Below are 25,043 nucleotides of genomic sequence, written 5' to 3'. Positions count from 1 at the left end.
TCGCGGCCGCCCTCCGCCGCTCGTACGGCTCGGCCGTCGTCGTGTTGCCGTAACGTTTCGTCAGCTGTCGCACTGCTGCAGCACGACCTTCTTCTCGGCCTCGGTGACCGGCAGTCGGTACGTCAGCGAGACCTGGGCGAAGCGCACCGCGTACGCGCCCCACGCGCTCCCCGCGGGTGTCAGCCGCCGATCGCGGACCTCGGCCGGTCCGGCCGGACGAAGCCCGTGCGCCCGATCGCGTGCCCCGGCCCCTCGATCGCCGCCCGCCGGACCGCCTCGATCGCCGCGTCGTCCGCCCCGCCGCGCAGCATCGCCCGCAGACCCGACTCCTCCGTCGCGAACAGGCAGTCGCGCAGCCCGCCCGTCGGCGGTCAGCCGGACCCGGTCGCAGCCGCCGCGGAACGGCCGGTGCCGGAGGCGATCACCCCGACCACCGCGTCCGCCCCCCGATCCGGCACTCCCGCGCCGGGGCGCTGCCGCGCCGCCCCACCGGCACCAGGTCGTACCGCTCCGCCGGCGCGGCCAGGACCTCCTCCGTCGGCACCATCGCGGCCCGGTCCCACGCCCCCTGCGCCGCCTTGTGGCTTCGCACAGTGCGCACTCCCGCCCGGGACCGGCAGGCTGGACCCATGCAGACTGCGCCGACGCCCGCCGGACCAGCCCCGGTCGCCGCCCCGGTCGCCGCCCTGGTGCTCGCCGCCGGGGGCGGGCGGCGCCTCGGCGGGCGACCCAAGGCGCTGCTCCGGTACGGGGACCGGCCACTGGTGGAGCACGCGGTGGCGGTGGTCCGGGCCGGCGGCTGCCCGGACGTCACGGTGGTGCTGGGCGCGGCGGGCGACCGGGTCCGGGCCACCGCGCACCTGCCGGGCTGCCGTCTGGTGGCCAACCCGGACTGGGCCGGCGGCATGGGCTCCTCGCTGCGGGCCGGCCTGGCCGCGCTCCCGCCGCGGGCCCCGGCGGCGCTCGTCATGCTGGTGGACACCCCGGGCGTCACCCCGGCCGCCGTCGCCCGGCTGCTGGCCGCGCACCGGGCGGGCGCCGAACTGGCCGCGGCGGCCTACCACGGGCGGCGCGGCCACCCGGTGCTGATCGGCGCCCGGCACTTCGCCGAGGCGGCCGCGGGCGCCTCCGGCGATGCCGGCGCCCGCGCCCTGCTGGCGGCGCACGCGGCGGAGGTCGTCCTGGTCGAGTGCGCCGACGTCGCCGTCCCGGACGACCTGGACACCCCCGCCGACCTGGCCCGCTGGTCCGCCGGTTGACCCTCCTCCTCGGGACGGAGGCCGCCTCGCCCCCGGTGCTCAGGGTTCCCTGATCCGTCCCTGAGGATTGCCCCATTCCGCGCCCATCGCCGGACATTTCGGGGAGCATGGGAATCGTCCCACCCACCCGACACCGACGGACGGAGCCCGCGATGGCCGGACTGCCCGACGACTTCACCGGACACGACCCCACGCACCCGGGGGCGGGCGGTGGCGCCCGGGCCATCCGCTGCCCCGCCTGCCGCCGCGAGCACCTGTACGAACCGCCGTCGCTGCCCTGCCCCTGCGGCGCCTCGCTCAAGGTGCCTCTGCTGCGTGGCGGCGTGCCGGTGCAGGTGCGCTTCCGGTCCTGGGAGGACTCCTGGCTGAGCATGCGCTGCCCGCACTGCGGCCGCTCCGACCAGTGGCCGCAGCCCGAGTTCACCTGCAACTGCGGCGCCACCGTCCGGCTGCCGGTGGACCGCACCACCCGGCTGGGCAGCGGCACGGCCGGCCCGCTCGCCGCCCCCGGCCCGCAGTCCTCCCGCCCCCACCCGGCCCACCCGATGGGCGCGCCGGTGCCCGCCCCGCCCGCGCCCCCCGGCACCTCGGCCGGCCGCTCCCGCCCGTTCCGCCACCGTGCCCCCTTCCGCCCGCACCCGGTGCGCACCTCGCAGGACGCGGTGTTCACCGCCGCCCGTTACCTGGAGTGGCTCGGCTTCGACGACCTGGAGCTGACCGAGGCGCAGGAGCGCGACGGGGTCACCCTGCTGGGCAGCCGGATGGTCGCGCAGGTCGACACCTGGACCGAGCCGGCCGACGTGAAGTCGGTCGAGTGCCTGTGGCTGCAGACCCTGCACGCCGAGGAGATGGCCGCCGCGATGTTCACCCTCGCGGGCTATTCGCACCAGGCCACGGTGCGCGGCGAGCAGCTGCTGGTCGCCCTGTTCAGCCTGGACCTGGCGGGCGTGCCGCAGCCCGCGAACGGCGCCGCCGAGGCCCTGATGGAGACCGGCTGGACCTCCTGACCCCTCCCGACCGGTCGGGCGCCCCGCCGGACCGCGCCACTCGCACCCCTCTAGATCATTTCTCCTCCGAACGCAACAACCTCCGCTCGTGATCTGGTGCACAAGCTCACCCCCGTGTTGAATTGCCGCCACAGCGCGGGCTTTTCGCCCTGCCGCCGCCATGCGCACGGGTCGTGGCGGCAGGGCCCCAGGGGCGGGTCCGCGCCCTGCTGGATGGCGCACACAAGGAGGTGGCGTTGTCGGAGCACGGATGGGGCCCGAGCGGCCCGGACGGGCGGGGGCGGGCGGCAGCGGAGGAGCCGGGCGACACCGTGTGGCGACTGAGGTCCCGGGCGTGCTGGCAGGAGGCCGCCGAACTGTTGCGCCCGGCCGCCGAGCAGGACCCGGCAGCGGCCCTCGGGCGGGCCGAACTCCTCATCGAACAGTGCCTGTTCACCGCGGCGTACTGGACCCAGGCGGAGCAGGCGCTGCGCCTGGCGGAGGCGCTGGCGGCCGGCACCGAGCAGCGCGCGGCCGCCGCCTGCGCCCGCGGCTTCCTCGCGTACGTGGCGAGCGTGCTCGGCCCGCGGGACCGGCTGGACGAGGCGCAGGCCGCGCTCGGCCGCACCTCGGCCCTGCTGCCGCCGGACGCACCCGGCCGCCCGCTGCTGGACTTCCGGCGCGGGCTGGTCGCCGAGAACCTGCTGCGCGACCGCGGCGCCGCCTGGATCGCCTACCGCCGGGCGCACGAGGGCGCCGGCGAGCGCGGCGACGAACTGCTGCGCTCGTACACCTGGCGCCACCTGGCCGCGCTGGCACTCTCCCGCGGGGACCGGGGCAGCGCCCGGGAGGGTTTCGACGCCTCGCTGCGGCTGCGCGAGCAACTCGGCTTCACGGTGGGGGTGGCTCCGGCGCTCGCGGCGCTCGCCGAGGTGTCCGAACCGGCCGAGGCCTCGCGGCTGCGCGCCGAGGCGACCCGGCTGGTGCAGGCCCTGGGCGGCGTGCCGGTCTGGCTGGCACGCCAGTTGGGCACCGCCGGCGCGCCGGGGCCTCCCCCGGACGGACGCATCGCGAGCGAGACCGGGGGAACCATCAGCTAAGGTGAGCCTAACCTGGCTGGGACGGGCAGCGTCCCGGCCGGGTCGCCTTGCCGTTCCCCGGGCACCGCCGTGCCCCGGTCCGGCCGCGCCCGGCACACCACCGCCGGACGGCGCCGGGCGGTCCACGGGCGGGCCCCGGTCGACCCGATGGGGCCCGCCCATGACCGCGAGCAGCACCCGGCCCGGCCCCACGCCGCGCGCCCCCCACAGCACCGGGGCGCACGCCCCCGGCTCCGCCCCGACCCCCGCCACCCCGGGCGCCCCCTCGTACCACCGGCTGACCGGGCTCACCCCGGTGCTGAGCGTGCGCTGCGCACCGCCCCGGCGCGGCGGCGGCTGGCTGCCCGCCGCCGACCTGGCCGCCCGCCCCGGGGCCGTGCGCGAGCTGATCGCCCACGACGCCCGGCAGGGCCTCGCCCGCTACGGGCGGCCGCTGCGCCCGGACGTCGCGGCCGGCTTCGGGCTGCACCGCTTCGTCTGGCCGGTCTCGCTGCTGTTCACGCTGCCGTGGTTCCTGGAGCGGCGCGTCCCGCTGCTCACCCTCGGGGACGTCTCGCTGCGCCGACGGTCCGGGGCGGTGGAACTGACGGTCCGCCCGGCGGAGTTCGCCTGCCTGCCGGACGACCCGGCGGCCGGCTCGGCGCAGGCCCGGCCGGCGGCGGACGAGGCCGCGCTGGCCGCCGCGCTGCGGTGCGCGCTCGGCGGGTTCCTGACCCCGGTGCTGACCGCCTTCCGCCCGGAGGCGCGGCGCGGACCCCGGGTGCTGTGGGCGATGGCCACGGACGCGGTGGTGGAGGGGCTCTGGTACGCGGGCGGGCTGCTCGGGGAGGCGGAACGGGCGCGCGCCGAACTGTCCGCACTGCTGGCGCCCGGCGGACCGGCCGAGCCCGCGTGCGCGCCCGGCGCGGACGGGAACCCCGCTCCCGCCCCGGCCCCCTTCACGCCCGGCGCCGGGTTCGCGCCCCCGGCGCCCGGGGGCGACGGCGCTCCGCGTGCGGACCGGTCCCGGGCCAGTTGCTGCCTCGCGTACACCGCGGAGCCGGGGTCCATGTGCAGCGGCTGCCCACGGGTCACACGGGGTTGACGAACGTCCGTCCGGGCCCGGGTCCGAAAAGCCCGGAATTCCAGGAACAATCCGCTTCGAATTAGTCAGACAATATTTTTGTCGCTGAGTCAGAAATCCCTCTCCCCAGCGCATTGACAGCGAATCGGTCATTCGCCCGCCGAGCATCCGCCATGATGGTCCCCGCCATCACGACGAAGGAACGCGACGCAGGAAAGCGAGGCTGGTCCCGGCGATGAAATTGTCCGACATACCGCTCGGGTGGGCCGTCACCGGAGTCGCGGGGCTGCTGGTCAGCGCGCTCCTGGTGGCCCTGCTCCGCAACCGGGGATCCGCCGGCGGCCCGGGCACGGATTCCTGGGAGCGCTCCGAGGAACGGCGCCGCCGCAAGGAATCCCTGTACGGCGCCGCCTCGTACACCCTGTTGTTCTGCTGTGCCGGGGTCGCCGCCGCGCTGTCCTTCCACGGGCTGGTCGGCTTCGGCGTGCAGAACCTGGGCCTGTCCGGCGGCTGGGAGTACCTCGTCCCGTTCGGGCTCGACGGTGCCGCGATGTTCTGCTCGGTGCTCGCCGTCCGCGAGGCCAGCCACGGCGACGCGGCCTTCGGCTCCCGGCTGCTGGTCTGGGTCTTCGCCGGCGCCTCGGCCTGGTTCAACTGGGTGCACGCCCCGCGCGGCTTCGGCCACGCCGGGGCCCCGCAGTTCTTCTCCGGCATGTCCCTCTCGGCGGCGGTCCTGTTCGACCGGGCGCTGAAGCAGACCCGCCGGGCCGCGCTGCGCGAGCAGGGGCTGGTCCCCCGGCCACTGCCGCAGATCCGCATCGTCCGCTGGCTGCGCGCCCCGCGCGAGACCTACGCGGCCTGGTCGCTGATGCTCCTGGAGGGCGTGCGCAGCCTGGACGAGGCGGTGGACGAGGTCCGCGACGACAAGCGGGAGCGTGCCCTGGACAAGGAGCGCCGCAAGCTGGCCGGGCGCCGCGAGCGGGCCGAGATCCGGGCGATCAACCGCTCCCACAGCACCTGGCGCCGGGGCACCGCCGCACGGCAGCTGGAGTCCGGCTCGGAACCGGCCATAACCGACGGGCCCGTGGTCGAACGGGCTGACCGGGCCGATCGGGCTGACCGGGCGACTGCCGAGCGGACCACCGTCGAACGGAGCGCCGCCGAGCGCCCCGGGGTGGAGCGGACCGCCGCCCCGCGCGAGGTCGGGTCGGCGGCGCCGCGCGAGGTCGAGCCCGCCGAGGGCGCGGTCGTCCAGCCCGGTCTGCCGGCCCGCCCGGAGCGGCGCACCATCGACCTGACCGTGGAGGAGGACACCGTCACGCTGCCCCGGCTGGACTCGCTGGAGCGCAAGCTGAAGGACCTGGAGCAGCAGTTCGGCTGACGCTCCGGGCGCCGGACGCCCCCGTGCACGCCCCGTGAGGGTCGACGTGCGCGGGGGCGTCGGTGCTCACAGGGGGCGCGGACGACCTCCCGAGCGCCCCTGGCCTCCCGGACGTCCGGGGCTTCCTGGGCGCTCAGGCCGCCGTCGCCCCGCTGAGCTCGAACCACATCCGCTTGCCCGACCCGCGCGGCTCCACGCCCCAGGAGTCCGCAAGCGCCTCGACCAGCATCAGCCCGCGCCCGGAGGAGGCCTGCTCCCCCGGCGTCCGGCGGGTCGGCCACAGGTCGGACTCGTCCTCCACCTCGACCCGCAGCCGGGACCGCCCGCCGTCCTCCTCGAGCTCCCGGTAGAGCCGGGCGGTGAACATGGCGTCCCGGTCGGTGTGCCGGATGGCGTTGGTGACCAGCTCGGAGGAGAGCAGCTCGGCGGTGTCGATGAACTCGGCGACACCCCAGCGGCGCAACGCGTCGCGCAGCTCGGCCCGCACCTCGGCGACCCGCGCCAGGTCGGCCTGGCCGATCCGGCGGCGCAGCTGCTGGGCGGCCAGGCCGCCCGCCGGGCCGTCCCAGCGCAGCAGCAGCAGCGCTATGTCGTCCTCGCGCTCGTTGGAGTCGGCGGCCTGGGAGGCGATCCGCTCGGCCAGCTCCTCCAGCGGGTCGCGGGCCGCCCGCTCGGCGGGCGGCAGCGGCTCGGCGAGCACCCGGGTGAGCCGGGCGACGCCCTCGTCCAGGTCCATGCCGCGCGCCTCGACCAGCCCGTCGGTGCAGAGCAGCACCGTCTCGCCCGGGTCCAGGCTGAACCGGGTGACCCGGTACTCCTGGTCCGGGTCGATGCCCAGCGGCAGCCCGCCGGCCACCGGCACCACCGCGGCGGTGCCGTCCGCGCGGCGCACCACCGGGTCGAGGTGGCCGGCCCGGACCGCGTAGACCACGCCGTAGTCCACGTTGACCTCGGCGTAGGTGCAGGTCGCGAAGTGGTCGGTGTCCAGATCGGCGAGGAAGCGGGAGGCGCGGGCCATCACGGCGGCGGGCGGGTGGCCCTCGGCCGCGTAGGCGCGCAGCGCGATCCGCAGCTGGCCCATGATCCCGGCGGCGTGCACGTCGTGGCCCTGGACGTCGCCGATCACCAGGCCGACGTGCCCGCCGGGCAGCGGCACCACGTCGTACCAGTCGCCGCCGATCTGCAGGCCGGAGCCGGCCGCGAGGTAGCGCACGGCGGTGGTCACGCCCGGTACGGACGGGACGGTGCGCGGCAGCATCACCCGCTGCAGGCCGGCCGCCAGCTCGTGCTCGGCGTCGTGCAGCCGGGCCCGGGCCAGCGACTGGGCGACCAGTCCGCCCAGGGTGGTCAGCAGGGTGCGCTCGTCCGCGTCCAGCTCGCGCTCGTCGTCGAAGCTGACCACGCAGACGCCGATCGCCCGGCCGCTGGCCACCAACGGCAGGTACGCCCAGGAGCCGCGGCCGGTGCGGCTGGTCGGCTCCCACACCTCGGGGTAGCCGTCCCGGAAGTCCTCGCGGGTGGAGACGAACACCGGCGCGCGGTGCCGCAGCGCCTCGGCGGCCGGGTGGCCGGCGGGCAGCACGGTGCGGTCCCAGACCGCGAGCGAGTCGGTGCGGTAGCCGGAGGCGCCGAGGACCCGGGCCCGTCCCGCCTCGAAGGAGGCCAGCACCAGGCCGTCCGGCGGCAGTCCGGGCAGCGGCAGCTCGGTGAACACCCGGGCCACGTCACGGACGGTGACGGCTTCGGAGAGAGCGCGCGCCGCCTCCTTGATGAACCGGGAGCGCTCCTCGCGCAGCAGGGCCATCCGGTCGGCGTGGTCGCGTTTGTGCAGCTCGACGGTGGCGTCCCAGACGAAGCCGACCATCCGGGAGGCCCGGCCGAAGGCGTCCGCGAGCACCCTGCCGCGGAAGCGCACCGCGCGCATCGAGCCGTTCGGCCCGACGGTGCGGTAGTACGCGCCGCACTGGCCGAGCTCGGCGACCGCGCGCTCGACCCGGCGGCGCACCACCGGTGCGTCCTCGGGGTGCAGCAGGGCCAGGAAGGAGGCGGCGGTGCGGTCGAAACGGACCTGCGCCGGGGCGTCCAGGCCGATGATCGCGCAGGCCCGCTGGTCGCCCTCCAGAACGTCGCGGCGGATGTCCCAGTCGAAGGAGCCGATGCCGTTGGCGGCCATCGCGGGCTCCAGCCAGTCCGGCATGGTGTCGGCGGAGGCCGGCGGCAGTCCGCCGGAGAGCACGGGCGCCAGCCGGGCGGCGGCGAGGCTGGGGGACGGGCGCACCGCGGGGGACCTCCGGGTCTGCTGCGCGGGCGGCCTGGTCCGGCCCGTCCCGCCGGTGGGGGTGGCGGCGGGGCCGGCGACGGGTTGTCCGAGGGTCCGCGGCTCCGGGCCGGTCGGCTGCTCGGCGACGCGGGGCCCCGCGGTCCGGAGATCCGCGGTCCGGAGATCCGCGGTTGGCGGCTCTGCGGTGCGGAGCTCCGCGCTTCCGGGCTGTGCGGTCCCGGGCTCCACAGCTCGCGGCTCGGCGACGGACGCGCCGGGAGGGAGCGCCGGCCCCGGCGACTCGGGCTCAGTGGGCATGCTGCTCCTGCCGCTGCCGTGACGGACCGCGCCGACCGTCCGGACGGGCCGCGTGGCGATGTGATGGTCGTGCTGGATAGGACGGTGCCGACGGACGGTGGTCAGTCGAGGTACGGTCTCCCCGCTGCTTCCCGCACGTGGACACACGGTCCCACCATCCTGGCCAATGTTCCGCCGAGCGGCAATGCCAACGGGCCGGAAATCTTCCGCTCCGCCTTCTGTTCAGGGCTTCCTTCGACAGCGAATCAATCGACCACGGACTATCGTACGACCGCGCGAACCGGATTCAGCCGGTCGCGGCCCGTCCCGGCCGGTCTCGGTTCGTCTCAGGGTGACGCGAGTTCGAACCAGGTGACCTTGCCGTCTCCTCTCAGCTGCACGCCCCAGGAGTCCGCGAGCGCCTCCACCAGCAACAGGCCGCGCCCCGAGGTCGCGTACTCGGCCTCCGGGTCGCGCCGACGGCCGGGCAGCCTGCTGGTGCCGTCCTGCACCTCGATGCGCAGCCGGTGGTCCGTGCCGAGCACCGCGTCGAAGACCGCACCCTTGGCGGTGTGCAGCAACGCGTTGGTGACCAGCTCGGAGGAGAGCAGCTCGGCGGTGTCACAGAGCTCCGGCACCCCCCAGTGGCTCAGTGCCGAGCGCAGCCGTCGCCGGACCGAGCCCACCGCGACCAGGTCGGCCGGGTCGAGCGTCAGGTGCAGCCGGCGGTGCAGCGCGCATCCGGGGGCCGGCGTGCCCGGCAGGGCCGTCCCGGCGACTCCCGCCGCTCCGGGCGTTCCGGCGGTCCCGGCCATCCCTGCGGACCCGGCGGTGCCGGTCGTTCCGGCGCTGCCGGTCGCGCCGGTGCCGCCGACCGCGCCCTGGGCCGGTCCGGACCGGTAGGCGTCACCCGAACTCGTCCGCTGCCGTGGGAATCGTGACTGACCGTCCATCACTACATGCCCCCGCCCTGAAATCCGGGCCCCCGACTCCGGATCCCCCGCCGGTCGGGTGGCCTCCTCGATCTGACCACCATCCTCATGCCCAGTTGGCGGCGTTTGCAACAGTGTGCGTCCGATCACGTGGGGTGAAAGGGGCACGGGGAGGTTCGCGTGATCCAACTGCCCGCGCCGGACGGGTTTGCGAAGCGCACGGGCAGTTTTCGAACCCGCCACCCCTCGATCCCGCGCACGCCCGGCGCCCGTTCGGACCGTGCGCCCGACCACGCGCCCCCGCCTCGCCCCCGCTCACTCCCCTCCCCCGCCCGGGAAGCCGAAGCGACGCGGAGCGGCAACGCTGGACAGGGCGCGCCGGTCCGGGTTCAATGACCTCAGATGTTTGAACGGCGTTCTAACATCACCCGGAAGCCACCGGGCCCCACGCCCACCCCACCCCCTCCCCCGGCGACCGCGAGCGAGGAACCGTGCGACTGACCCCCACCGAGCGGGACCGGCTGCTGATCTTCACAGCAGCCGAGCTGGCCCGCGCCCGCCGAGCCCGGGGCGTACGCCTCAACATCCCCGAGGCCACCGCCCTGATCGCGGACACCGTCTGCGAGGCCGCCCGCGACGGCCGGCGCCTGGCCGAGGCGATCGAGGCCGGCCGCTCCGTGCTGACCGCCGACGACGTGCTGCCCGGCGTGCCGGACGTGGTCACCGTCGTCCAGGTCGAGGCCGTCTTCGAGGACGGCACCCGCCTCGCCGTCGTCAACGACCCGTTCAAGGGCGCCGGCTCGCTCGGCGACGAGGCCCCCGGCGGCGCGCTGATCGGCGACGGCACCGGCTACGACCCGGTCGAGGAGACCCTGCTGCTCCCCGTCCACAACACCTCCGAGGTGCCGATCTCGGTCACCTCGCACTTCCACTTCTTCGAGGCCAACCCGCGCCTGGCCTTCGACCGCGCCGCCGCCTACGGGACCCACCTCGCCGTCCCGGCCGGCTCCTCGGTGCGCTTCGACCCGGGCGCCACCGTCGAGGTCGGCCTGGTGCCGATCGGCGGCGAGCGGGTCGCGATCGGCTTCGCGGGGCTCGTGGACGGACCCCTGGACGCGCCCGGCGCGAAGGAGGCCGCCCTGGCCAAGGCCCGCGCGACCGGCTACCTGACCAGCTTCGACGACGCGGAGGTGCCCTCATGACGGCGATCACCCCCCACGACTACATCTCCGTCCACGGCCCGCGCGCCGGGGACCGGGTCCGGCTCGGCGACAGCGGTCTGATCGTCCGCGTGGAGTCCGACTCCCAGGCACCCGGCGACGAGTTCCTGGCCGGCTTCGGCAAGACCGCCCGGGACGGCCTGCACCTCAAGCCCGCCGCCGTCCGCGACACCTGCGACGTGGTGATCAGCAACGTCCTGGTGATCGACGCGGTCCAGGGCATCCGCAAGACCTCGATCGGCCTGATCGGCGGCCGGATCGCCTCGATCGGCCGGGCCGGCAACCCGGACACCCTGGACGGCGTGGACGTGGTCGTCGGCACCGGTACCACCATCGTCTCCGGCGAGGGCCTGATCGCCACCGCCGGCGCCATCGACACCCACGTCCACCTGCTCTCGCCGCGGATCATGGAGGCCTCGCTGGCCTCCGGCGTCACCACGATCATCGGCCAGGAGTTCGGCCCGGTCTGGGGCGTGGGCGTCAACTCCCCCTGGGCGCTGCGCCACGCGTTCAACGCCTTCGACGCCTGGCCGGTCAACATCGGCTTCCTGGGCCGCGGTTCGTCCTCCGACCCGGCCCCGCTGGTCGAGGCGCTGGCCGAGGGCGGCGCGTCCGGCTTCAAGGTGCACGAGGACATGGGCGCGCACACCCGCGCGCTGGACACCGCGCTGCGGGTCGCCGAGGATTACGACGTCCAAGTCGCGCTGCACACCGACGGGTTGAACGAGTGCCTGTCGGTCGAGGACACCCTGAAGGTGCTGGAGGGCCGCACCATCCACGCCTTCCACATCGAGGGCTGCGGCGGCGGACACGTCCCCAACGTGCTGAAGATGGCGGGCGTGCCCAACGTCATCGGCTCCTCCACCAACCCGACGCTGCCGTTCGGCCGGGACGCCCTCGGCGAGCACTTCGGCATGATCGTCTCCGCGCACGACCTCAAGGTCGACCTGCCCGGCGACGCCGCGATGGCCCGCGACCGGATCCGGGCCGGCACGATGGGCGCCGAGGACGTGCTGCACGACCTCGGGGTCATCGGCATCACCTCCTCCGACGCCCAGGGCATGGGCCGCGCGGGAGAGACCGTGCGCCGCACCTTCGCCATGGCCGGCAAGATGAAGGCCGAACTCGGCCCGATGGACGGGGTCGGCTCGTACGGGACGGCGGAGAGCGGCGACGACAACGAGCGCGTGCTGCGCTACATCGCCAAGCTCACCATCAACCCGGCCATCGCGCACGGCCTTGTCCACGAGGTCGGCTCGATCGAGATCGGCAAGCTCGCCGACATCGTGCTGTGGCGCCCGGACCACTTCGGGGCCAAGCCGCAGCTCGTCCTCAAGGCCGGCTTCCCCGCGTACGGTGTGGTCGGCGACCCCAACGCCTCCACCGACCGCTGCGAACCGCTGGTCCTGGGGCCGCAGTTCGGCGCCCACGGCGCGACCGCCGCCGACCTCTCGGTCGCCTTCGTCGCCCAGGCCGCCGCTGACGGCGCCTACCTCGACCGCCCCGCCGACGGGCTGCCCACCCGCCGTCGCCGCGTCGGCGTCCGGGGCACCCGCGGCATCGGGCCGCGCGACATGGTGCGCAACGCCCGGGTCGGCCAGGTCGAGGTCACCGAGACCGGGCTGGTCTCGCTGGACGGCTCGCCGCTGCGCTCCGAACCGGCCGACAGCGTCTCGCTCAGCCGCCTCTACTTCCTCTGATCTCCCGCGGTCCGATCTCCGCCGATCCGATCTCCCGCGGTCCGATCTCCCGCGATCTTCCCGATCTCCCCCTAGGACTCGATGATGACCACCCCCACGCCCGCCGCCCTCGGCTACCGGATGCCCGCCGAGTGGCACCCGCACGACCGCACCTGGATGGCCTTCCCGACCGCCAACCCCACCTTCGACGGCCCCGAGGCGCTGCACGCCGCCCGCGAGGCCTGGGCCGCGGTCGCCGACACCATCGTCCGGTACGAGCCGGTGACGCTGATCGTCAACACCGGTGAGACGGCGGAGGCGCGCAAGTACGTCTCCGAGCGGGTCGAGATCGTCGAGCGCCCGCTGAACGACGCCTGGATGCGCGACATCGGCCCGTCCTTCCTGATCGACGGCAAGGGCTCGGTGGCCGCCGCCGACTGGATCTTCAACGGCTGGGGCGCGCAGTCCTGGGCACGCTGGGACAAGGACCAGCACATCGCCGAGCACATCGGCGAACTGACGGGGGTCCAGCGCTTCGCCTCCCGGCTGATCAACGAGGGCGGCGGCATCCACGTCGACGGCGAGGGCACGGTGCTGGTCACCGAGACCGTCCAGCTCGGCGAGGGCCGCAACGCCGACTGGACCAAGGAGGAGGTCGAGGCCGAGCTGCACGCCTTCCTCGGCACCACCAAGGCGGTCTGGCTGCCGCGCGGACTCACCCGCGACTACGACGAGTTCGGCACCCGCGGGCACATCGACATCGTCGCCTCCTTCGTCCGCCCGGGCGTCGTGGTCGCGCACGTCCAGCCCGACCCCTCCCACCCGGACCACGAGGTCTGCCAGGAGCTCGTCGCCCTCCTGCGCGCCTCGACCGACGCGCAGGGCCGGCAGCTGGAGGTCATCGAACTGCCCGCGCCCACCGTCCTGCTGGACGAGGACGGCGAGCCGGTCGACTACTCCTACATCAACCACTACGTGGCCAACGGCGCCGTGATCCTGTGCGCCTTCGCCGACCCGCGCGACCAGGAGGCCGCCGCCGTCCTCGGCCGCGCCTACCCGGGGCGCACCGTCGAACTCGTGGACGCCCGCGAGATCTTCGCGAACGGCGGCGGCATCCACTGCATCACCCAGCAGCAGCCGAAGGCGCTCTGACACCCGGGGCCGCCAGGGCCACCGGGGTTACCGGGGCTACCGGGGTTACCAGGGCGGGGGCCCACCTCCCGCCCCGGCAACCCCGGTAGCCTTCGAACCTCCGTTCCACCGAGGGAGAGCAACGCACATGGCCGACCCCCGTCCGCGCCGGCCGGCACGCCCCCGCGAGGAGGTCTTCGCCACCGCCCGGGCCGCGATCGCCGAGCACGGGCTGGCCAAGCTCACCATGGCCGGGCTCGGCAAACAGCTCCAGATGAGCGCCGGACACCTGCTCTACTACTTCGGCAGCAAGGACCAGCTGCTGCTGGAGACCCTCCGCTGGAGCGAGGAGCAGCTCGGCGTCCGCCGCCGCGAGGCCCTCGCCGACCGCTCCCTCGACCCCTGGCAGCGCCTCGACGCCTACCTGCGCCTCTACCTGCCCGAGGGGGCGGGGGACCCGCGCTGGATCCTCTGGGTCGAGGTGTGGGGCCGGTCCCCCGCGAGCGCCGAACTCCGCCAGGGCCAGCGGGAGATCGAGGCCCCCTGGCAGGCCGACCTGGTCACCCTGGTCGAGGAGGGCACCGTCACCGGCCACTTCACCCCGGGCCCCGCCGCCGACCGCGCCACCCAGATCCGCGCCCTCCTCGACGGCCTCGCCGTCCCCATCGCCATCGGCCTCCCCGACGCCCGCCCCCCAGCCGCCCTCACCCAGGCCACCGCCGTAGCCCGCATCCTCCTCCACACCTGAGCGGCGCCCGGCGCCGCAATGCCCATCCACCCCGCACGAGAAGTCGACCAGTCCGACTTCTAACGCAGCGCCGCCTTCCTCTCGGAAAAAATCAGCAGACCGGTCTACAGATTTGCCTTAGACCCGGCCTTCTACCAACTCACGGCGGCTCACCCGCGCGCAGGAAGTCGGCCCCAGCCCGGTTGCGCGCGATTGCTGGGGCGGGACGGCGGGATCCCGCGCATGGGAATCGCCTGCGCCAGAAGTCGGCTGGGGCGACTTCTGGCGCACAGGCGCATGCGCAGGGGTGGGGCAGAATATGTAGACCGGTCTACATTTATTCGGTCCAGATGGCGGCGGCGGTGCGGTCGTCGGCGTAGCCCTTGGCGCGGACTTGCACCTGGCGCAGGAAGTCGACGGTGCCCGGCGGGTGGGGATGGGCCCAGTGGGTGGAGAGGAAGTGGGCGACGGCCGGTTCGTCGGCGATCGGGCGGGCCAGTCCGGGGGTGCAGAGGAGCAGGATGTCGCCCGGCGTGGCGGGGACGAGCCGGAAGCGGAACGGGCGCGGCTCCGGGACCGGGGCCTCGGGTACCGACGGTTGGCCGTCCGGGTGGTGCAGCAGCCGCGCCGCGTACGCGTCGATCCAGTGGCCGGAGCGCAGCAGGTAGAGGCCGCCCGGGCCGACGCCGAAGGCGGCGCGGTAGCCGGCCTCCGGGTCGAGCGACACCATCAGGCAGTGCAGCGAGGCCGGGGACGGCGTGTCGTCCCCCTCCGCCCGGGGCGCCAGCGCGCGCAGCGGCGCGGCGGCACCGGTGGCCAGCCGCTGGAGGCCGTAGCGGAGCCGGTCCCGGGCGCCGTCGCGCAGGTCGGCGGCCAGCCCGGCCCGGCTGCGCCCGATCGCTGCGGCGAGCTGGCGGCAGGCCTCGCCCGTACCGGCGGCGACGGCCTCCGGAGTGACCGTGTCGCCCTCGGCGCCGCCCACCCGGTCGAAGCCGCCGAGGACGGCGAGCAGCAGCCCGTCCGGCCCGTCGCCGAAGCGGGTGACCAGTAGCGAGTCCCGGCGCGGTTCGCCCCGGTAGCGGGCGGAGTCGCCGCGGACGGAGGCCGCGCGCAGCACGGACGGTCCGTACTGCGCCCCCTCCAGCACGGTGTCCGGGACGAGCGAGCGGAGCGAGCCCGGGTCCGCCTCCGGTACGGCCGTCGGCTCGGGCCCGTACGTCGGGGGGCGTTCGCCGACGTGCGGGACGGCGGCGCCGCCGTCGGCGAGCGGTGCGCGGCGGCCGGCCGGCCGGGGGTCGGGGACGGTCGCGGTGGGAAGCACCGGTTCCGGGGCCGGCCCGGGCGCCGGTGCGTGGTCGGGCTCGGGTTCGGGGGCCGGGGCGGGGGCGGGGGCGGGGATGGCGGCCGGGACGGGGGCGGGCGCTTCAGGTGCTTCGAGCACCTCGGCCACGACGGCCTCGGGCTCGGCAGCGGGCTCGGGCTCAGGCTCGGGCTGAACGACGGGCTCAGCGACGGGTTCCGGCTCGGGGGCCGACGGCGGGTCGTCCTTCTCCAGCGAGACCGGGGCGGCTTTCGGCGTCGACTCCGGCACGGGCTCCGGCACGGGCTCCGGCTCCGGCTCCGGCTCCGGCTTCGGGGCGTCGTCGGCGGAGGAGGGTGCCGGGAACCGGTCGGTCTCCGTGGCCGTCCGCCGGTGCCCCGTCCCGTCCGCTCCGTCGATCACGCCGACCGCGGTGTCGAACCAGTCGTCGAGGCTGTCCCGGTCGTCCTGCGCGGGCTCCGCTTCCGGCGCAGGTTCCACGACCGGCTCTACGGCCGGTGCCGCCACCGGCTCCGGCTCCGCCGACCGCTGCTGCCCGATCAGCCCGACCGCCGTCTCGAACCAGTCGTCCACGCTGCCGTCCCCCGGGTCGGCGTGCGGGGTGTCCGGGAGGGTGCCCGCCGGACCGTCGTAGACGGTGTCCCACCAGCCGTCGTCGGACCGGTGCGGCTGTGCGGGTGCACCCTGCTTGCTCATCTGGCGGCTCCTGCTCGGTCCGTGGTCGCGCCACCCCGGCGGGCCGGGCACGACGTCATTGTTCTCCAAGGGCAACGGCCCTGTCCGGGTTTCGGCGACAACCGGTCACCCATCGGAACATCCCGGCCACCGCGCCGACCTGCCGGTTCGTCGCCCGCGCCGCGGGGCCTCAGCACGGCCGTCACCGCCCCGTCCACTTCCGTTCCGTCCGTGCTTGCCGGATGTGCCCGGAGCAGGGTGTTTCCTGGACATCCGGGCGTGCCGACCCCCGAAAATGGGGGCCGATGGGGGGCATCGCTTCACACGTTCGGCTGATTAAATGTCCGCATGACCGCGTCGGCCCCCAGCTCGCCCCGACCGGGGAGGGCCGCACCGGCGGGCCGCCCGGTGGGTGCGCTGTTGGTCCTGCTGCTCGTCGCCCTGCTGACGATGCTGCCCTGCGCGGGTCAGGCGAAGGCGATGGACGGGACCGCCCCGCGCAGCGCGCCGGCCGCGGCCCCGGTCACAGCCGTCGCCGTCGTCAGCGTCCAGGTCGCGACCGGACAGGCGCCCCACACCGACCACACCAGGCAGACCGGCCAGACCGGCCAGACCGGCCAGACCGGACAAGCCACCAGGCCCGCCAAGGCCGCGAAGCTCGCCGAGGTCGGCAGGGCCCCGAACGCCGCCGACCACCGCCGGATCGCCGAGGAGCAGGGCCACTGGATCCTCTGCACCGCCGACGGCGAGCCCCCGCGCAACAACGGCTGCTCCAGCCACCCGTACAGCTCGCAGGACGCCCAGCTGCCGAATCCGCCACCGCAGCCGCAGCCCGCCGTGTCACCCCTCACCCCGGCCGCGCCCGAGGCGCCGCCCCGGGTGGTGCCCGCGGGTCTGCTGGACGGTTCGCACCCGGCGCCCGACCTGCACGAGCTCCAGGTCCACCGGTCCTGAGCGGAACCCACCGTCGGCCCAGCCGCCGACGTATCCGCCTCGCCCCACACTCCAGCTGACCGCCGCCACCGACCGGTGCGCGGCGGAGACAAGGACACCACCATGGGTTCCGCCTCCAAGCAGTCCAACAAGTCCGGCGGCAAGCAGGCCGGCCTCGACCGCCGCGCCCGGATCGCCGAGCTGCGCGCCGCCGAGCAGCGCCGCGACCGCCGCAACAAGGTCGTCGCCTCGGTCGCGGCCGGCGTGCTGGTGATCGCCGCGATAGCCACCGGCACCTGGGTCGTCATGGACCAGAACCAGAAGAAGAAGGACAAGGAAGCCGCCGCCAACGCGGACATCCCGGGCGTGAAGACCTTCGGCGAGCTGACCCGCAACCACGTGAAGGAGAAGGTCACCTACCCGATGACCCCGCCGGTCGGCGGCGACCACAACGCGATCTGGCTGGACTGCATGGGCCACGTCTACGACCAGCCGGTCGAGAACGAGCGCGCGGTCCACTCGCTGGAGCACGGCGCGGTGTGGGTGACGTACAACGGCAAGGCCACGCCGGACGACATCAAGACCCTCTCCGACAAGGTGAAGACCACCCCGTACTCGCTGATGAGCCCGTACCCGGACGAGCAGGGCACCATCACCCTGAACGCCTGGAGCACCCAGCTGGTCGTGGACAGCGCCAACGACCCCCGGGTGAACCAGTTCTTCACCAAGTACGTCCAGGGCAAGCAGACCCAGGAGCCTGGCGCCTCCTGCACCATGGGGCAGATGTGAGCGCCGACGCGGGCCGCCCCGAGGACGCCACGGCCGAGGACGGCGTGGCTCAGGACGGCGTGACCGAGGACGTGACGGCCGCCGCCCCGCGCCGTCGGCGCCTGTGGTGGCCGGCCGCGCTGGCCACCGCCGTGGCGCTGGCGCTCGGCGTGCCGGCCCTGGTGGCGAGCGGGACCTCCGCCTCCGGCACGTCGCTGTCCGTCCCGGCGGACGACTCGCCGGAGGCCGGTTTCGCCCGTGACATGGCGACCCACCACCAGCAGGCGGTGGACCTGTCGTTCGCGGTCCGGGACCGGACCGCCGACGAGCCGACCCGCACCCTCGCCTTCGACATCATCAACACCCAGGCCAACCAGCGCGGGATGATGATGGGCTGGCTGGACCAGTGGGGGCTGACCCAGCACTCGACCGCCAAGCCGATGACGTGGATGAAGATGGGCCACGACTACCAGGCGCACGACGGTTCGCTGATGCCCGGGATGGCGACCAACGCCCAGATCGCGAAGCTGCGTTCGCTCAGCGGACGGGACGCCGAGGTGTTCTACCTGCAGCTGATGATCGAGCACCACAAGGGCGGCGTCGAGATGGCCCAGGGTTACGTGGACCTGGCCAGGAACGACACCGAGAAGCGGCTCGCCCAGTCGATGGTGATCGCCCAGACCTCGGAGGTGCAGCTGATGACCGACATGCTCCAGGAACGCGGCGCCGCCCCCGGCGTGCCCGCCTCCTGAGCCGGCGGCGGCCCGCCCGGCGCCCACCGCTCTCGTTCCCCGGACGGCCGGGGCGCGGCCGACGGTCCCGTACCGTCCCCGCCGCGCCCCGGCCGTCCGCCGTTCCCCCCCCCACCTGCACGGAGACCTCGCATGACCCCAGGCGCCCCCGACTCCCCCGGCTCCCCCGGCTCCCACAGCGGCACCGGCGCCCCGTGGCTGATCGCCGGGCTGGGCAACCCCGGACCGTGGTTCCGGCAGACCCGGCACAACGCGGGCTTCCTCGCCGTCGACCGGCTGGCCGATCGGCACGGCGCCCGGTTCCGGCGGCGCGGGATCGCCACCCTGGTCGCGGAGATCGAGGTCGACGGCCGCCCGGTGCTGCTCGCCAAGCCGCTGTGGTTCATCAACCTGTCCGGCCGCCCGGTGGCCGCACTGATGCGCCGGTACGGCGTGCCGGTCGAGCGGCTGGTGGTCGTGCAGGACGACCTGGACTTCGCGTTCGGCTCCGCCAAGCTGAAGCGCGGCGGCGGACCCGGCGGTCACAACGGGGTGCGCTCGGTGGGCGAGGTGCTCGGCACCCGCGACTTCGTCCGGCTGCGGTTCGGCATCGGGCGGCCGCCGAAGGGACAGAGCGTCGGCGACTTCGTGCTGAAGAAGTTCTCGGACGACGAACTGGCCGCGCTGCCAGGCGCGTTGGACCGTTGCGCGAACGCCCTGGAGACCCTGGTCCGGCTCGGCCTCAACCGGGCCCAGGACGCCCTGAACGCCCCGACCCGCTGACGCCGCTCCGCCCGGGCCCCGCGTGCCGTCCGGCGTCGCGCGCGGTACGGGCGTCTCGTGCCGTACGGGTGTCGCGGACGGTACGGGTGTCGCGGACGGCGCCCGCCTCGCGGGTCGACCGGGTGAGGACGGCGGCCGCCGCCGCGACCGCGGCGAGGAGGAGCAGCACCGTCCGCCCACCGGACGCGGCGCCCGCCAGGTGGACACCGAGGACGGACAGCGCCATGCCGAGCGCCGTACCGAGGCTGCGCGCCATGTTCACCATGCCGCCGCCGACCGCCGAGCACTCCGCCGGGATCGCCCGCATCACCAGCGCGTTGTTGGCGGGCAGCAGCAGGCCCAGCCCGTACCCGGCGACCAGCAGCGGGACCGCCGAGGCGGTCGAGGCCGGCAGCAGGGCGAACAGCAGCAGCCCGCCGGCCGCGACGGCGGCGCCGGAGCGGCACCTGGTCACATCCGACCAGCCCCGGGGCAGCAGCCCGCCGCCGACCGTCGCGGCGAAGGCGAACGCGGCGGGCAGCAGGGTGACCAGCAGGCCCGCGCCGGCCGTCGACACCCCGGCGCCGGTGAGCAGCACGGGGCCCAGCACGAGCGGGCAGAACAGCAGCAGGTAGCCGATCAGCGCGACCACCAGGCCGGAGCGCACGCCCGGGGTGTTGACCAGTCCGGGCGCCAGGATCGGCCGGGCGGCCCGCCGCTCCTGGCGCACCAGCGCCACCGTGAGCACGGCGGCGGCGAGCAGCAGGGCGGCGACGGCCCAGCCGGGCAGCGGCAGGCCGGAGGCGGTGGACAGCGCGAGCAGCAGCGCCGTGGTCGCACCGGCGAGCAGCAGCATGCCGGGCAGGTCGAAGCGGGCGTGGTCCGGGTGCGGGAGCACCGCGCCGGGCACGGGGAGCCGCGGCACGGCCCGCGCCTGCGCTTCCGGCACGGCTCGGGCCCGTGGTTCCGGCACGGCTCGGGCCCGGGGCCCGGGCACGGTGGCCGGGCCCGGACGGTCGATCCGGGTGCGGGGCAGCAGGTACCACCCGGCCAGGATGCCGAACACGGCGATCGGCACGTTGACCCAGAACACCCAGCGCCACGAGGCGTGTTCGACCAGCAGCCCGCCGAGGCTGGGCCCGAGCGCCAGCCCGAGGCCCTGGGCGGAGGCCTGGATGCCGAGCGCGCGCCGCATCGCGTGCTCCGGGACCCCGCGCGCCACCAGCGCGACGCTGTTGGCCTGCATCATCGCGGCGCCGACGGCCTGGAGGGCCCGCCAGCCGACCAGGATCCAGAGGCCGCCGGCGAATCCGGCGCCGAGCGAGGAGAGGCCGAAGACGGCGAAGCCGCCGATGTACATCGTCTTGCGTCCGACCAGGTCGGACAGTCGGCCGATCGGGGCCAGCAGGGCGACCAGGACGAGCAGGTAGGCGAGGGCGACCCACTCGACGGCGGCGAAGCCCGCGTCGAAGTGGTGGCCGATGGCGGGGAAGACCAGGGCGATGACGCTGGCGTCGAGCTGGCCGAGGAAGGCGCCGAGACAGACCGTGCCGACGGCCAGCCAGTGGGCGTGGCGCCAGCCGGCGATGCCGCGGGGGCGGGGCCGCTCGGCGAGCAGCCGCGCGGCAAGGGCGGTGGCGTTCATGCCACAAATATATCGGATACAGATATGTTCTTTCTACGAGCAGATCGCTCCGCGATACGCAGCGTCTCGCAGGGCGTCCGCCCCGCGTCCGAGGGACGGACCACGCCCCCGGCACGCCCCGTACCAGGCGATACGCTGTCCGCCATGCCGTCGTCACCACACGTTCCCGACTTCGCCACCGGAAGCCCCGACCCGGCGGTCGAGCACGCCCGACGGCTGACCGACACCGTCACCCGGCTGCGCCGCGCACTGCGCAGCAGCATCCGCACCGACTACCCGTGGGAGTCCCTGCCGATGGCGCAGGTCGAACTCCTCCAGACCCTCGCCGCCGCGCCGCTGCGGGTCGGCGAACTGGCCGCCCGGCAGCGGCTCGCCCCCAACACCGTCAGCGGACTGGTCGGCAAGCTGCTCGAAGCCGGCTTCGTGGACCGCCAGGCCGACCCCGGCGACCGCCGCACCGCCCGGATCGCCCTCACCCCGGCCGGCCGGCGCCAGCTGGACGACTGGCAGCACGCCCACGAGCGCCGCATCGCCACCGCGTTCGGCACCCTCGACCCCGCCGACCGTCAGGCGGTGGTCGACGCCCTGCCCGCCCTGGAGCAGCTGGCCCGCGCCCTCGCCCAGCCGGGCACCGGCACGGGGACCGGCACCGGCACCGGCACCGAGCAGGGCTGAGCCGACAGCGCCGGCCACCGGCGCTCCGCGGCCGGGAAAAGCGCTGGCCGACGGCTCGGCCGACCACTACCGTCCCCGGCATGACCACAGCACGGACGGGCGCCCCGGTACGGGTGCGGATCGAGCCCTGGACGGACGCCGACCTCGCGCTGCTGCGCCGGGTCAACACCCCGGAGATGAAGAAGCACGTCGGCGGGCCGGAGACCGAGGAGCAGTTGCTCGTCCGGCACGGCCGCTACCTGGACTTCGTCCCGTCCGGCCTCGGCTGCATGTACCGGATCGTGCTGCTGCCCGAGGGCACGGCGGTCGGGGGCGAGACGGTCGGGGGCGAGACGGTCGGGGGCGAGACGGTCGGGGGCGAGGCCGTCGGTGGCGAGACGGTCGGCACGGTCGGCTACGGCACCCGGACCTGGGAGGGCGGGACCGTCCACGAGATGGGGTGGAACGTGCTGCCCGGCTTCCAGGGCCGGGGCATCGCTGTCGCCGCCACCCGTGCCGCGGTCGCGGCCGCCCGCCGCGAGGCCGCCCACCGGTACCTGCACGCCTTCCCGTCGGTGGACAACCCCGCCTCCAACGCGGTCTGCGCCAAGGCCGGGTTCACCCTGCTCGGTGCGACGGACTTCGAATTCCCGCCCGGGCGGTTCATGCGCAGCCACAACTGGCGGGTGGACCTGCGCGGTTCGGCGTGACCGACGGAAGCGGAGCGGGCCGCGGGCGGGCCTGGCGTCGCGGGACCGGCACTCAGAACAGCGTGCCGCTCTCCAGCTCCAGCAGCAGGCGCTTGCGGTCCACGCCCGCCGCGAAGCCGGTGAGCGAGCCGTTGGCGCCGAGCACCCGGTGACAGGGGCGCACGATCAGCAGCGGATTGGCGCCCACCGCGCCGCCGACCGCCCGCACCATCCGCGGCTCCTGCCCGGCCAGCTCGGCGAGTTCGCCGTAGGTGACGGTCGTGCCGTACGGGATCTCGTCCAGCGCGGCCCAGATCCGGCGGCGGAACTCGGTGCCCACCGGCGCGAGCGGCAGGTCGAACCCGGTGCGCTCGCCCGCGAAGTAAGCGGTCAGCTGGGCCACCGGCTCGGCGAGCGCCTCCGGATCGAGGACCCAGTCGTCGGCGGGCTCGGCCAGCGCGTACTTCTGGCCCGGCGCCGTGACGGTGGCCAGCGCGGCCGGTCCGCCGTCCTCGGGCAGGACCCCGCTGAGCAGCAGCGGGCCGAACGGGCTCTCCATGGTCGTGTAGACGGTGGTGGCGCGGGCCGCGGTGGCGTGGGCCGTGCCGGCGCGGGTCTTGCCGGTGTGGGCGGCGGTGGTCTGGGCGGTGGTGGCGGTGCGGGCGGTGGTGCTCATGCTCGTTCGTTCTCCGTTCCGGTGCTGGTGATCGCGGGGCCGGCCCACAGCCGGTGGACCGCGTAGGAGCGCCACGGCGCCCAGGCCTCGGCCGCCCGGGTGGCGGACTTCGGGTCGCCGGGGGCGCCGAGCCGGACCAGGCCGTGCTTGACGCCCACGTCGCTCGGGAGGAAGACGTCGGGGTCGGCGAGGGCCCGCATCCGCAGGTAGCCGACCGTCCAGGGGCCGATGCCGGGCAGGTCCAGCAGCCGGGCCGCGGCCTCCTCCCGGTCGACCCCGCTGTCGAGGTTCACCACGCCCTCCGCCAGCGCGGCGCACAGCCCGGTGAGGGCGCGACGGCGGGCGGCGGGCATCGCGAAGTCCTCCGGGTCCGCGGTGGCCAGCGCGGCGGCGGTCGGGAAGAGCAGCCGCAGGCCGCCGCTGGGCTGGGGCAGCGCGGTGCCGTACTTCTCGGTGAGCCGGGCCGCCAGGGTCCGGGCGGCGCCGACGCTGATCTGCTGGCCGAGGACGGCGCGGACGGCGAGCTCGTGCGGGTCCACGTGGCCGGGCGAGCGCAGGCCCGGACGCTCACGGACCAGCGGGCCGAGCACCGGGTCGGCGCCGAGCTGGTCGTCGACCGCGAGCGGGTCGGCGTCCAGGTCGAAGAGGATGCGCAGCCGCTGGACGGCGGTCGGCAGGTCGCGCAGGTCGGCGAGGAACAGGCGGCAGTCCAGCCAGCCTCGGGTGCGCGGTTCGCCCGGTGCCAGGCCGTCGACCTCGGCGATGCCGTGCCCGTACGGGAGCGCGAGGGTGCGCCGGTAGGTGCGAACGCCGGGACGCGCGCCGGGGACGACCTCCTCCACGCCGGGGACGGCGCGCAGGGCGAGGAAGTCGATCAGGTGCTCGCTGTCCAGCGGGCCGCGGTAGGCGAGGCGCAGGGTCAGGCCACCGGCCGGGGTCCCGGTGCGGCGGCCGGCGGCGACCTCGGCGCGCAGGCCACTGGGGGTGCGGTCGTAGACCTCGCGGACGGTGTCGTTGAACTGCCGGACGGAGGCGAAGCCGGCCGCGAACGCGACGTCGGTGACGGGCAGTTCGGTGGTCTGCAGGAGGAGCCGGGCGGTCTGGGCGCGACGGGCGCGGGCCAGCGCGATCGGGCCGGCGCCGAGCTCGGCGATGAGCTGGCGCTGCAGCTGGCGGGAGCTGTAGCCGAGGCGGCCGGCCAGGCCCGCGACGCCCTCGCGGTCCACCACGCCGTCGCCGATCAGCCGCATCGCGCGGCCGACCAGGTCGGCGCGGTGGTTCCACTCGGGGGAGCCCGGCACGGAGTCGGGGCGGCATCGGCGGCAGGCGCGGAAGCCGGCACCCTGGGCGGCCGCGGCGCTGGGGTAGAAGACGCAGTTGACGCGCTTCGGGGTCACCGCGGGGCAGCTCGGTCGGCAGTAGATGCCGGTGGAGGTGACGGCCGTGAAGAAGACGCCGTCGAAGCGGGCGTCGCGGCTGTCCACGGCTCGGTACCGGATGTCGTCGTCGATCACGTTGTCCAGTTTGCGGGATCGAGCGGGGGGGCGACTGGCGGGAATCGGACATCGCCGTGCCCGCAGGCCCACCGCCCGGCCCGATATTCGCGGGTCGTCCGGCCACCCCGCGGCTACGCTCGCCCCATGAGCGAGCAGCCCGGTGACCAGCCCGCCGACCACCCGTACGCCGGCCCGGACGACCCGCGGGTGGTCGCCCTGCCCCCGGAGGAGTTCGCGTTCCCCGGCCCGCTGCGCGACCAGCTGGTCGCGGCCGTCCTCAGCGGCGCCAAGACCAGCACCACCGGCCTGATCGCCGACTACGTGCACGAGGGCGAGCCCCTGCCGCAGCCCGGCGAGCGGGCCGCCGTCCTCGACTCCGACGGCCGCCGGGTCGCGGTGATCGAGACCACGGACGTCCGTGTGGTCCCGCTCGGCGAGGTCGACCTGCAGCACGCCCTGGACGAGGGCGAGGGCTACCGGAGCGTGGCCGAGTGGCGTGCGACGCACGAGGGGTTCTGGCGCAGCCCGGAGATGCTCGCCGCCCTCGACGACCCGGACTTCGCCGTGGACGACGCCACCCCGGTGGTCCTGCAGCGCTTCCGCCTGGTGGCCGACCTCCGCTGAGCCGGGCGGACCCGGCAGAGGCCAACCGGCAGAG

At 75.3% G+C, this 25,043-nt stretch carries 22 protein-coding genes and 1 pseudogene; 16 read left to right on the top strand and 7 right to left on the bottom strand.

All coding sequences use genetic code 11. The annotated features are described in order from the left end of the window. Positions 1 to 179 precede the first annotated feature (179 nt). Positions 180 to 574: pseudogene (locus AB0Q99_RS30125) on the bottom strand (GTP 3',8-cyclase MoaA); the annotation flags it as partial. 55 nt (positions 575 to 629) lie between these two features. Between AB0Q99_RS30125 and AB0Q99_RS30120 the strand changes: the two are divergent. From AB0Q99_RS30120 to AB0Q99_RS30100, 5 genes are all read left to right on the top strand, one after another. Beyond that, entirely contained in the window at positions 630 to 1,259 is a 630-nt protein-coding gene (locus AB0Q99_RS30120) for an NTP transferase domain-containing protein (RefSeq protein WP_363576737.1), read from the top strand. 152 nt (positions 1,260 to 1,411) lie between these two features. Next, positions 1,412 to 2,266 (top strand): hypothetical protein, encoded by an 855-nt coding sequence (locus tag AB0Q99_RS30115; RefSeq protein WP_363576736.1) that lies wholly within the window; start codon positions 1,412 to 1,414, stop codon positions 2,264 to 2,266. A 311-nt stretch (positions 2,267 to 2,577) separates the two neighbouring features. Further along, the gene (locus tag AB0Q99_RS30110; protein WP_363576747.1) at positions 2,578 to 3,345 is read left to right on the top strand and encodes a hypothetical protein; all 768 of its coding nucleotides are present in this window, start codon (positions 2,578 to 2,580) and stop codon (positions 3,343 to 3,345) included. A gap of 160 nt (positions 3,346 to 3,505) precedes the next feature. After that, positions 3,506 to 4,429: a (2Fe-2S)-binding protein gene (locus AB0Q99_RS30105; RefSeq protein ID WP_363576735.1), complete on the top strand. Its 924-nt coding sequence runs from the start codon at positions 3,506 to 3,508 to the stop codon at positions 4,427 to 4,429. A gap of 214 nt (positions 4,430 to 4,643) precedes the next feature. Then, on the top strand, positions 4,644 to 5,789 hold the full coding sequence (locus tag AB0Q99_RS30100; protein WP_363576734.1) for a DUF2637 domain-containing protein: 1,146 nt from the start codon (positions 4,644 to 4,646) through the stop codon (positions 5,787 to 5,789). 133 nt (positions 5,790 to 5,922) lie between these two features. Here AB0Q99_RS30100 and AB0Q99_RS30095 read toward each other — a convergent pair whose 3' ends face one another. Then, positions 5,923 to 8,067, bottom strand: a complete 2,145-nt coding sequence (locus AB0Q99_RS30095; RefSeq protein ID WP_363576733.1) for a SpoIIE family protein phosphatase — start codon at positions 8,065 to 8,067, stop codon at positions 5,923 to 5,925. Between the two features lie 626 nt (positions 8,068 to 8,693). Next, positions 8,694 to 9,161: an ATP-binding protein gene (locus tag AB0Q99_RS30090; protein ID WP_363576732.1), complete on the bottom strand. Its 468-nt coding sequence runs from the start codon at positions 9,159 to 9,161 to the stop codon at positions 8,694 to 8,696. A 608-nt stretch (positions 9,162 to 9,769) separates the two neighbouring features. Here AB0Q99_RS30090 and AB0Q99_RS30085 point away from each other — a divergent pair. The 4 genes from AB0Q99_RS30085 (at position 9,770) to AB0Q99_RS30070 (ending at position 14,056) form a co-directional block, all read left to right on the top strand. Then, positions 9,770 to 10,480, top strand: a complete 711-nt coding sequence (locus AB0Q99_RS30085; protein WP_363576731.1) for an urease subunit gamma — start codon at positions 9,770 to 9,772, stop codon at positions 10,478 to 10,480. Beyond that, positions 10,477 to 12,198, top strand: a complete 1,722-nt coding sequence (locus AB0Q99_RS30080) for an urease subunit alpha (RefSeq protein ID WP_363576730.1) — start codon at positions 10,477 to 10,479, stop codon at positions 12,196 to 12,198. The genes AB0Q99_RS30085 and AB0Q99_RS30080 overlap by 4 nt, the downstream gene beginning before the upstream one ends. 81 nt (positions 12,199 to 12,279) lie before the next feature. Next, positions 12,280 to 13,329 carry an agmatine deiminase family protein gene (locus AB0Q99_RS30075; RefSeq protein WP_363576729.1) on the top strand — a complete coding sequence of 350 codons (1,050 nt, stop codon included), beginning with the start codon at positions 12,280 to 12,282 and terminating at the stop codon, positions 13,327 to 13,329. A gap of 127 nt (positions 13,330 to 13,456) precedes the next feature. Continuing rightward, entirely contained in the window at positions 13,457 to 14,056 is a 600-nt protein-coding gene (locus tag AB0Q99_RS30070; protein ID WP_363576728.1) for a TetR/AcrR family transcriptional regulator, read from the top strand. A 316-nt stretch (positions 14,057 to 14,372) separates the two neighbouring features. Here AB0Q99_RS30070 and AB0Q99_RS30065 read toward each other — a convergent pair whose 3' ends face one another. Next, complete coding sequence (locus tag AB0Q99_RS30065; RefSeq protein WP_363576727.1) at positions 14,373 to 16,052, bottom strand: hypothetical protein; 1,680 nt, start codon at positions 16,050 to 16,052, stop codon at positions 14,373 to 14,375. A 327-nt stretch (positions 16,053 to 16,379) separates the two neighbouring features. On the opposite strand from AB0Q99_RS30065, the gene AB0Q99_RS30060 reads away from it, so the two are divergent. From AB0Q99_RS30060 to pth, 4 genes are all read left to right on the top strand, one after another. Further along, entirely contained in the window at positions 16,380 to 16,985 is a 606-nt protein-coding gene (locus AB0Q99_RS30060) for a hypothetical protein (RefSeq protein ID WP_363576726.1), read from the top strand. 102 nt (positions 16,986 to 17,087) lie between these two features. Continuing rightward, positions 17,088 to 17,753 (top strand): DUF3105 domain-containing protein, encoded by a 666-nt coding sequence (locus AB0Q99_RS30055; RefSeq protein WP_363576725.1) that lies wholly within the window; start codon positions 17,088 to 17,090, stop codon positions 17,751 to 17,753. A 149-nt stretch (positions 17,754 to 17,902) separates the two neighbouring features. Continuing rightward, positions 17,903 to 18,484, top strand: a complete 582-nt coding sequence (locus AB0Q99_RS30050) for a DUF305 domain-containing protein (protein WP_363576746.1) — start codon at positions 17,903 to 17,905, stop codon at positions 18,482 to 18,484. A gap of 132 nt (positions 18,485 to 18,616) precedes the next feature. Next, complete coding sequence (gene pth, locus AB0Q99_RS30045) at positions 18,617 to 19,246, top strand: aminoacyl-tRNA hydrolase (RefSeq protein ID WP_363576724.1); 630 nt, start codon at positions 18,617 to 18,619, stop codon at positions 19,244 to 19,246. Here pth and AB0Q99_RS30040 read toward each other — a convergent pair. Then, a complete protein-coding gene (locus AB0Q99_RS30040; protein WP_363576723.1) occupies positions 19,206 to 20,870 on the bottom strand; it encodes an MFS transporter in 1,665 nt (554 codons plus the stop codon). The two genes, pth and AB0Q99_RS30040, sit on opposite strands and share 41 nt — an antisense overlap. Before the next feature lie 144 nt (positions 20,871 to 21,014). Here AB0Q99_RS30040 and AB0Q99_RS30035 point away from each other — a divergent pair, with 144 nt between their 5' ends. Together AB0Q99_RS30035 and AB0Q99_RS30030 are read left to right on the top strand one after the other, a co-directional pair. After that, a complete protein-coding gene (locus AB0Q99_RS30035) occupies positions 21,015 to 21,545 on the top strand; it encodes a MarR family winged helix-turn-helix transcriptional regulator (RefSeq protein ID WP_363576722.1) in 531 nt (176 codons plus the stop codon). A gap of 80 nt (positions 21,546 to 21,625) precedes the next feature. Beyond that, positions 21,626 to 22,234, top strand: a complete 609-nt coding sequence (locus AB0Q99_RS30030) for a GNAT family N-acetyltransferase (protein ID WP_363576721.1) — start codon at positions 21,626 to 21,628, stop codon at positions 22,232 to 22,234. A gap of 52 nt (positions 22,235 to 22,286) precedes the next feature. On the opposite strand, the gene AB0Q99_RS30025 is transcribed toward AB0Q99_RS30030, so the two are convergent. Further along, complete coding sequence (locus AB0Q99_RS30025; RefSeq protein WP_363576745.1) at positions 22,287 to 22,772, bottom strand: methylated-DNA--[protein]-cysteine S-methyltransferase; 486 nt, start codon at positions 22,770 to 22,772, stop codon at positions 22,287 to 22,289. Between the two features lie 113 nt (positions 22,773 to 22,885). Further along, positions 22,886 to 24,403, bottom strand: a complete 1,518-nt coding sequence (locus AB0Q99_RS30020) for an AlkA N-terminal domain-containing protein (RefSeq protein WP_363576720.1) — start codon at positions 24,401 to 24,403, stop codon at positions 22,886 to 22,888. Positions 24,404 to 24,529: 126 nt separating this feature from the next. On the opposite strand from AB0Q99_RS30020, the gene AB0Q99_RS30015 reads away from it, so the two are divergent. Further along, positions 24,530 to 25,009: an ASCH domain-containing protein gene (locus AB0Q99_RS30015; RefSeq protein ID WP_363576719.1), complete on the top strand. Its 480-nt coding sequence runs from the start codon at positions 24,530 to 24,532 to the stop codon at positions 25,007 to 25,009. The last annotated feature ends 34 nt before the right edge of the window (positions 25,010 to 25,043 follow it).

The sequence above is a fragment of the Kitasatospora sp. NPDC086791 genome (assembly GCF_040685975.1).
Classification (GTDB): domain Bacteria; phylum Actinomycetota; class Actinomycetes; order Streptomycetales; family Streptomycetaceae; genus Kitasatospora.
This window is presented reverse-complemented; position numbering and strand designations above follow the sequence as displayed.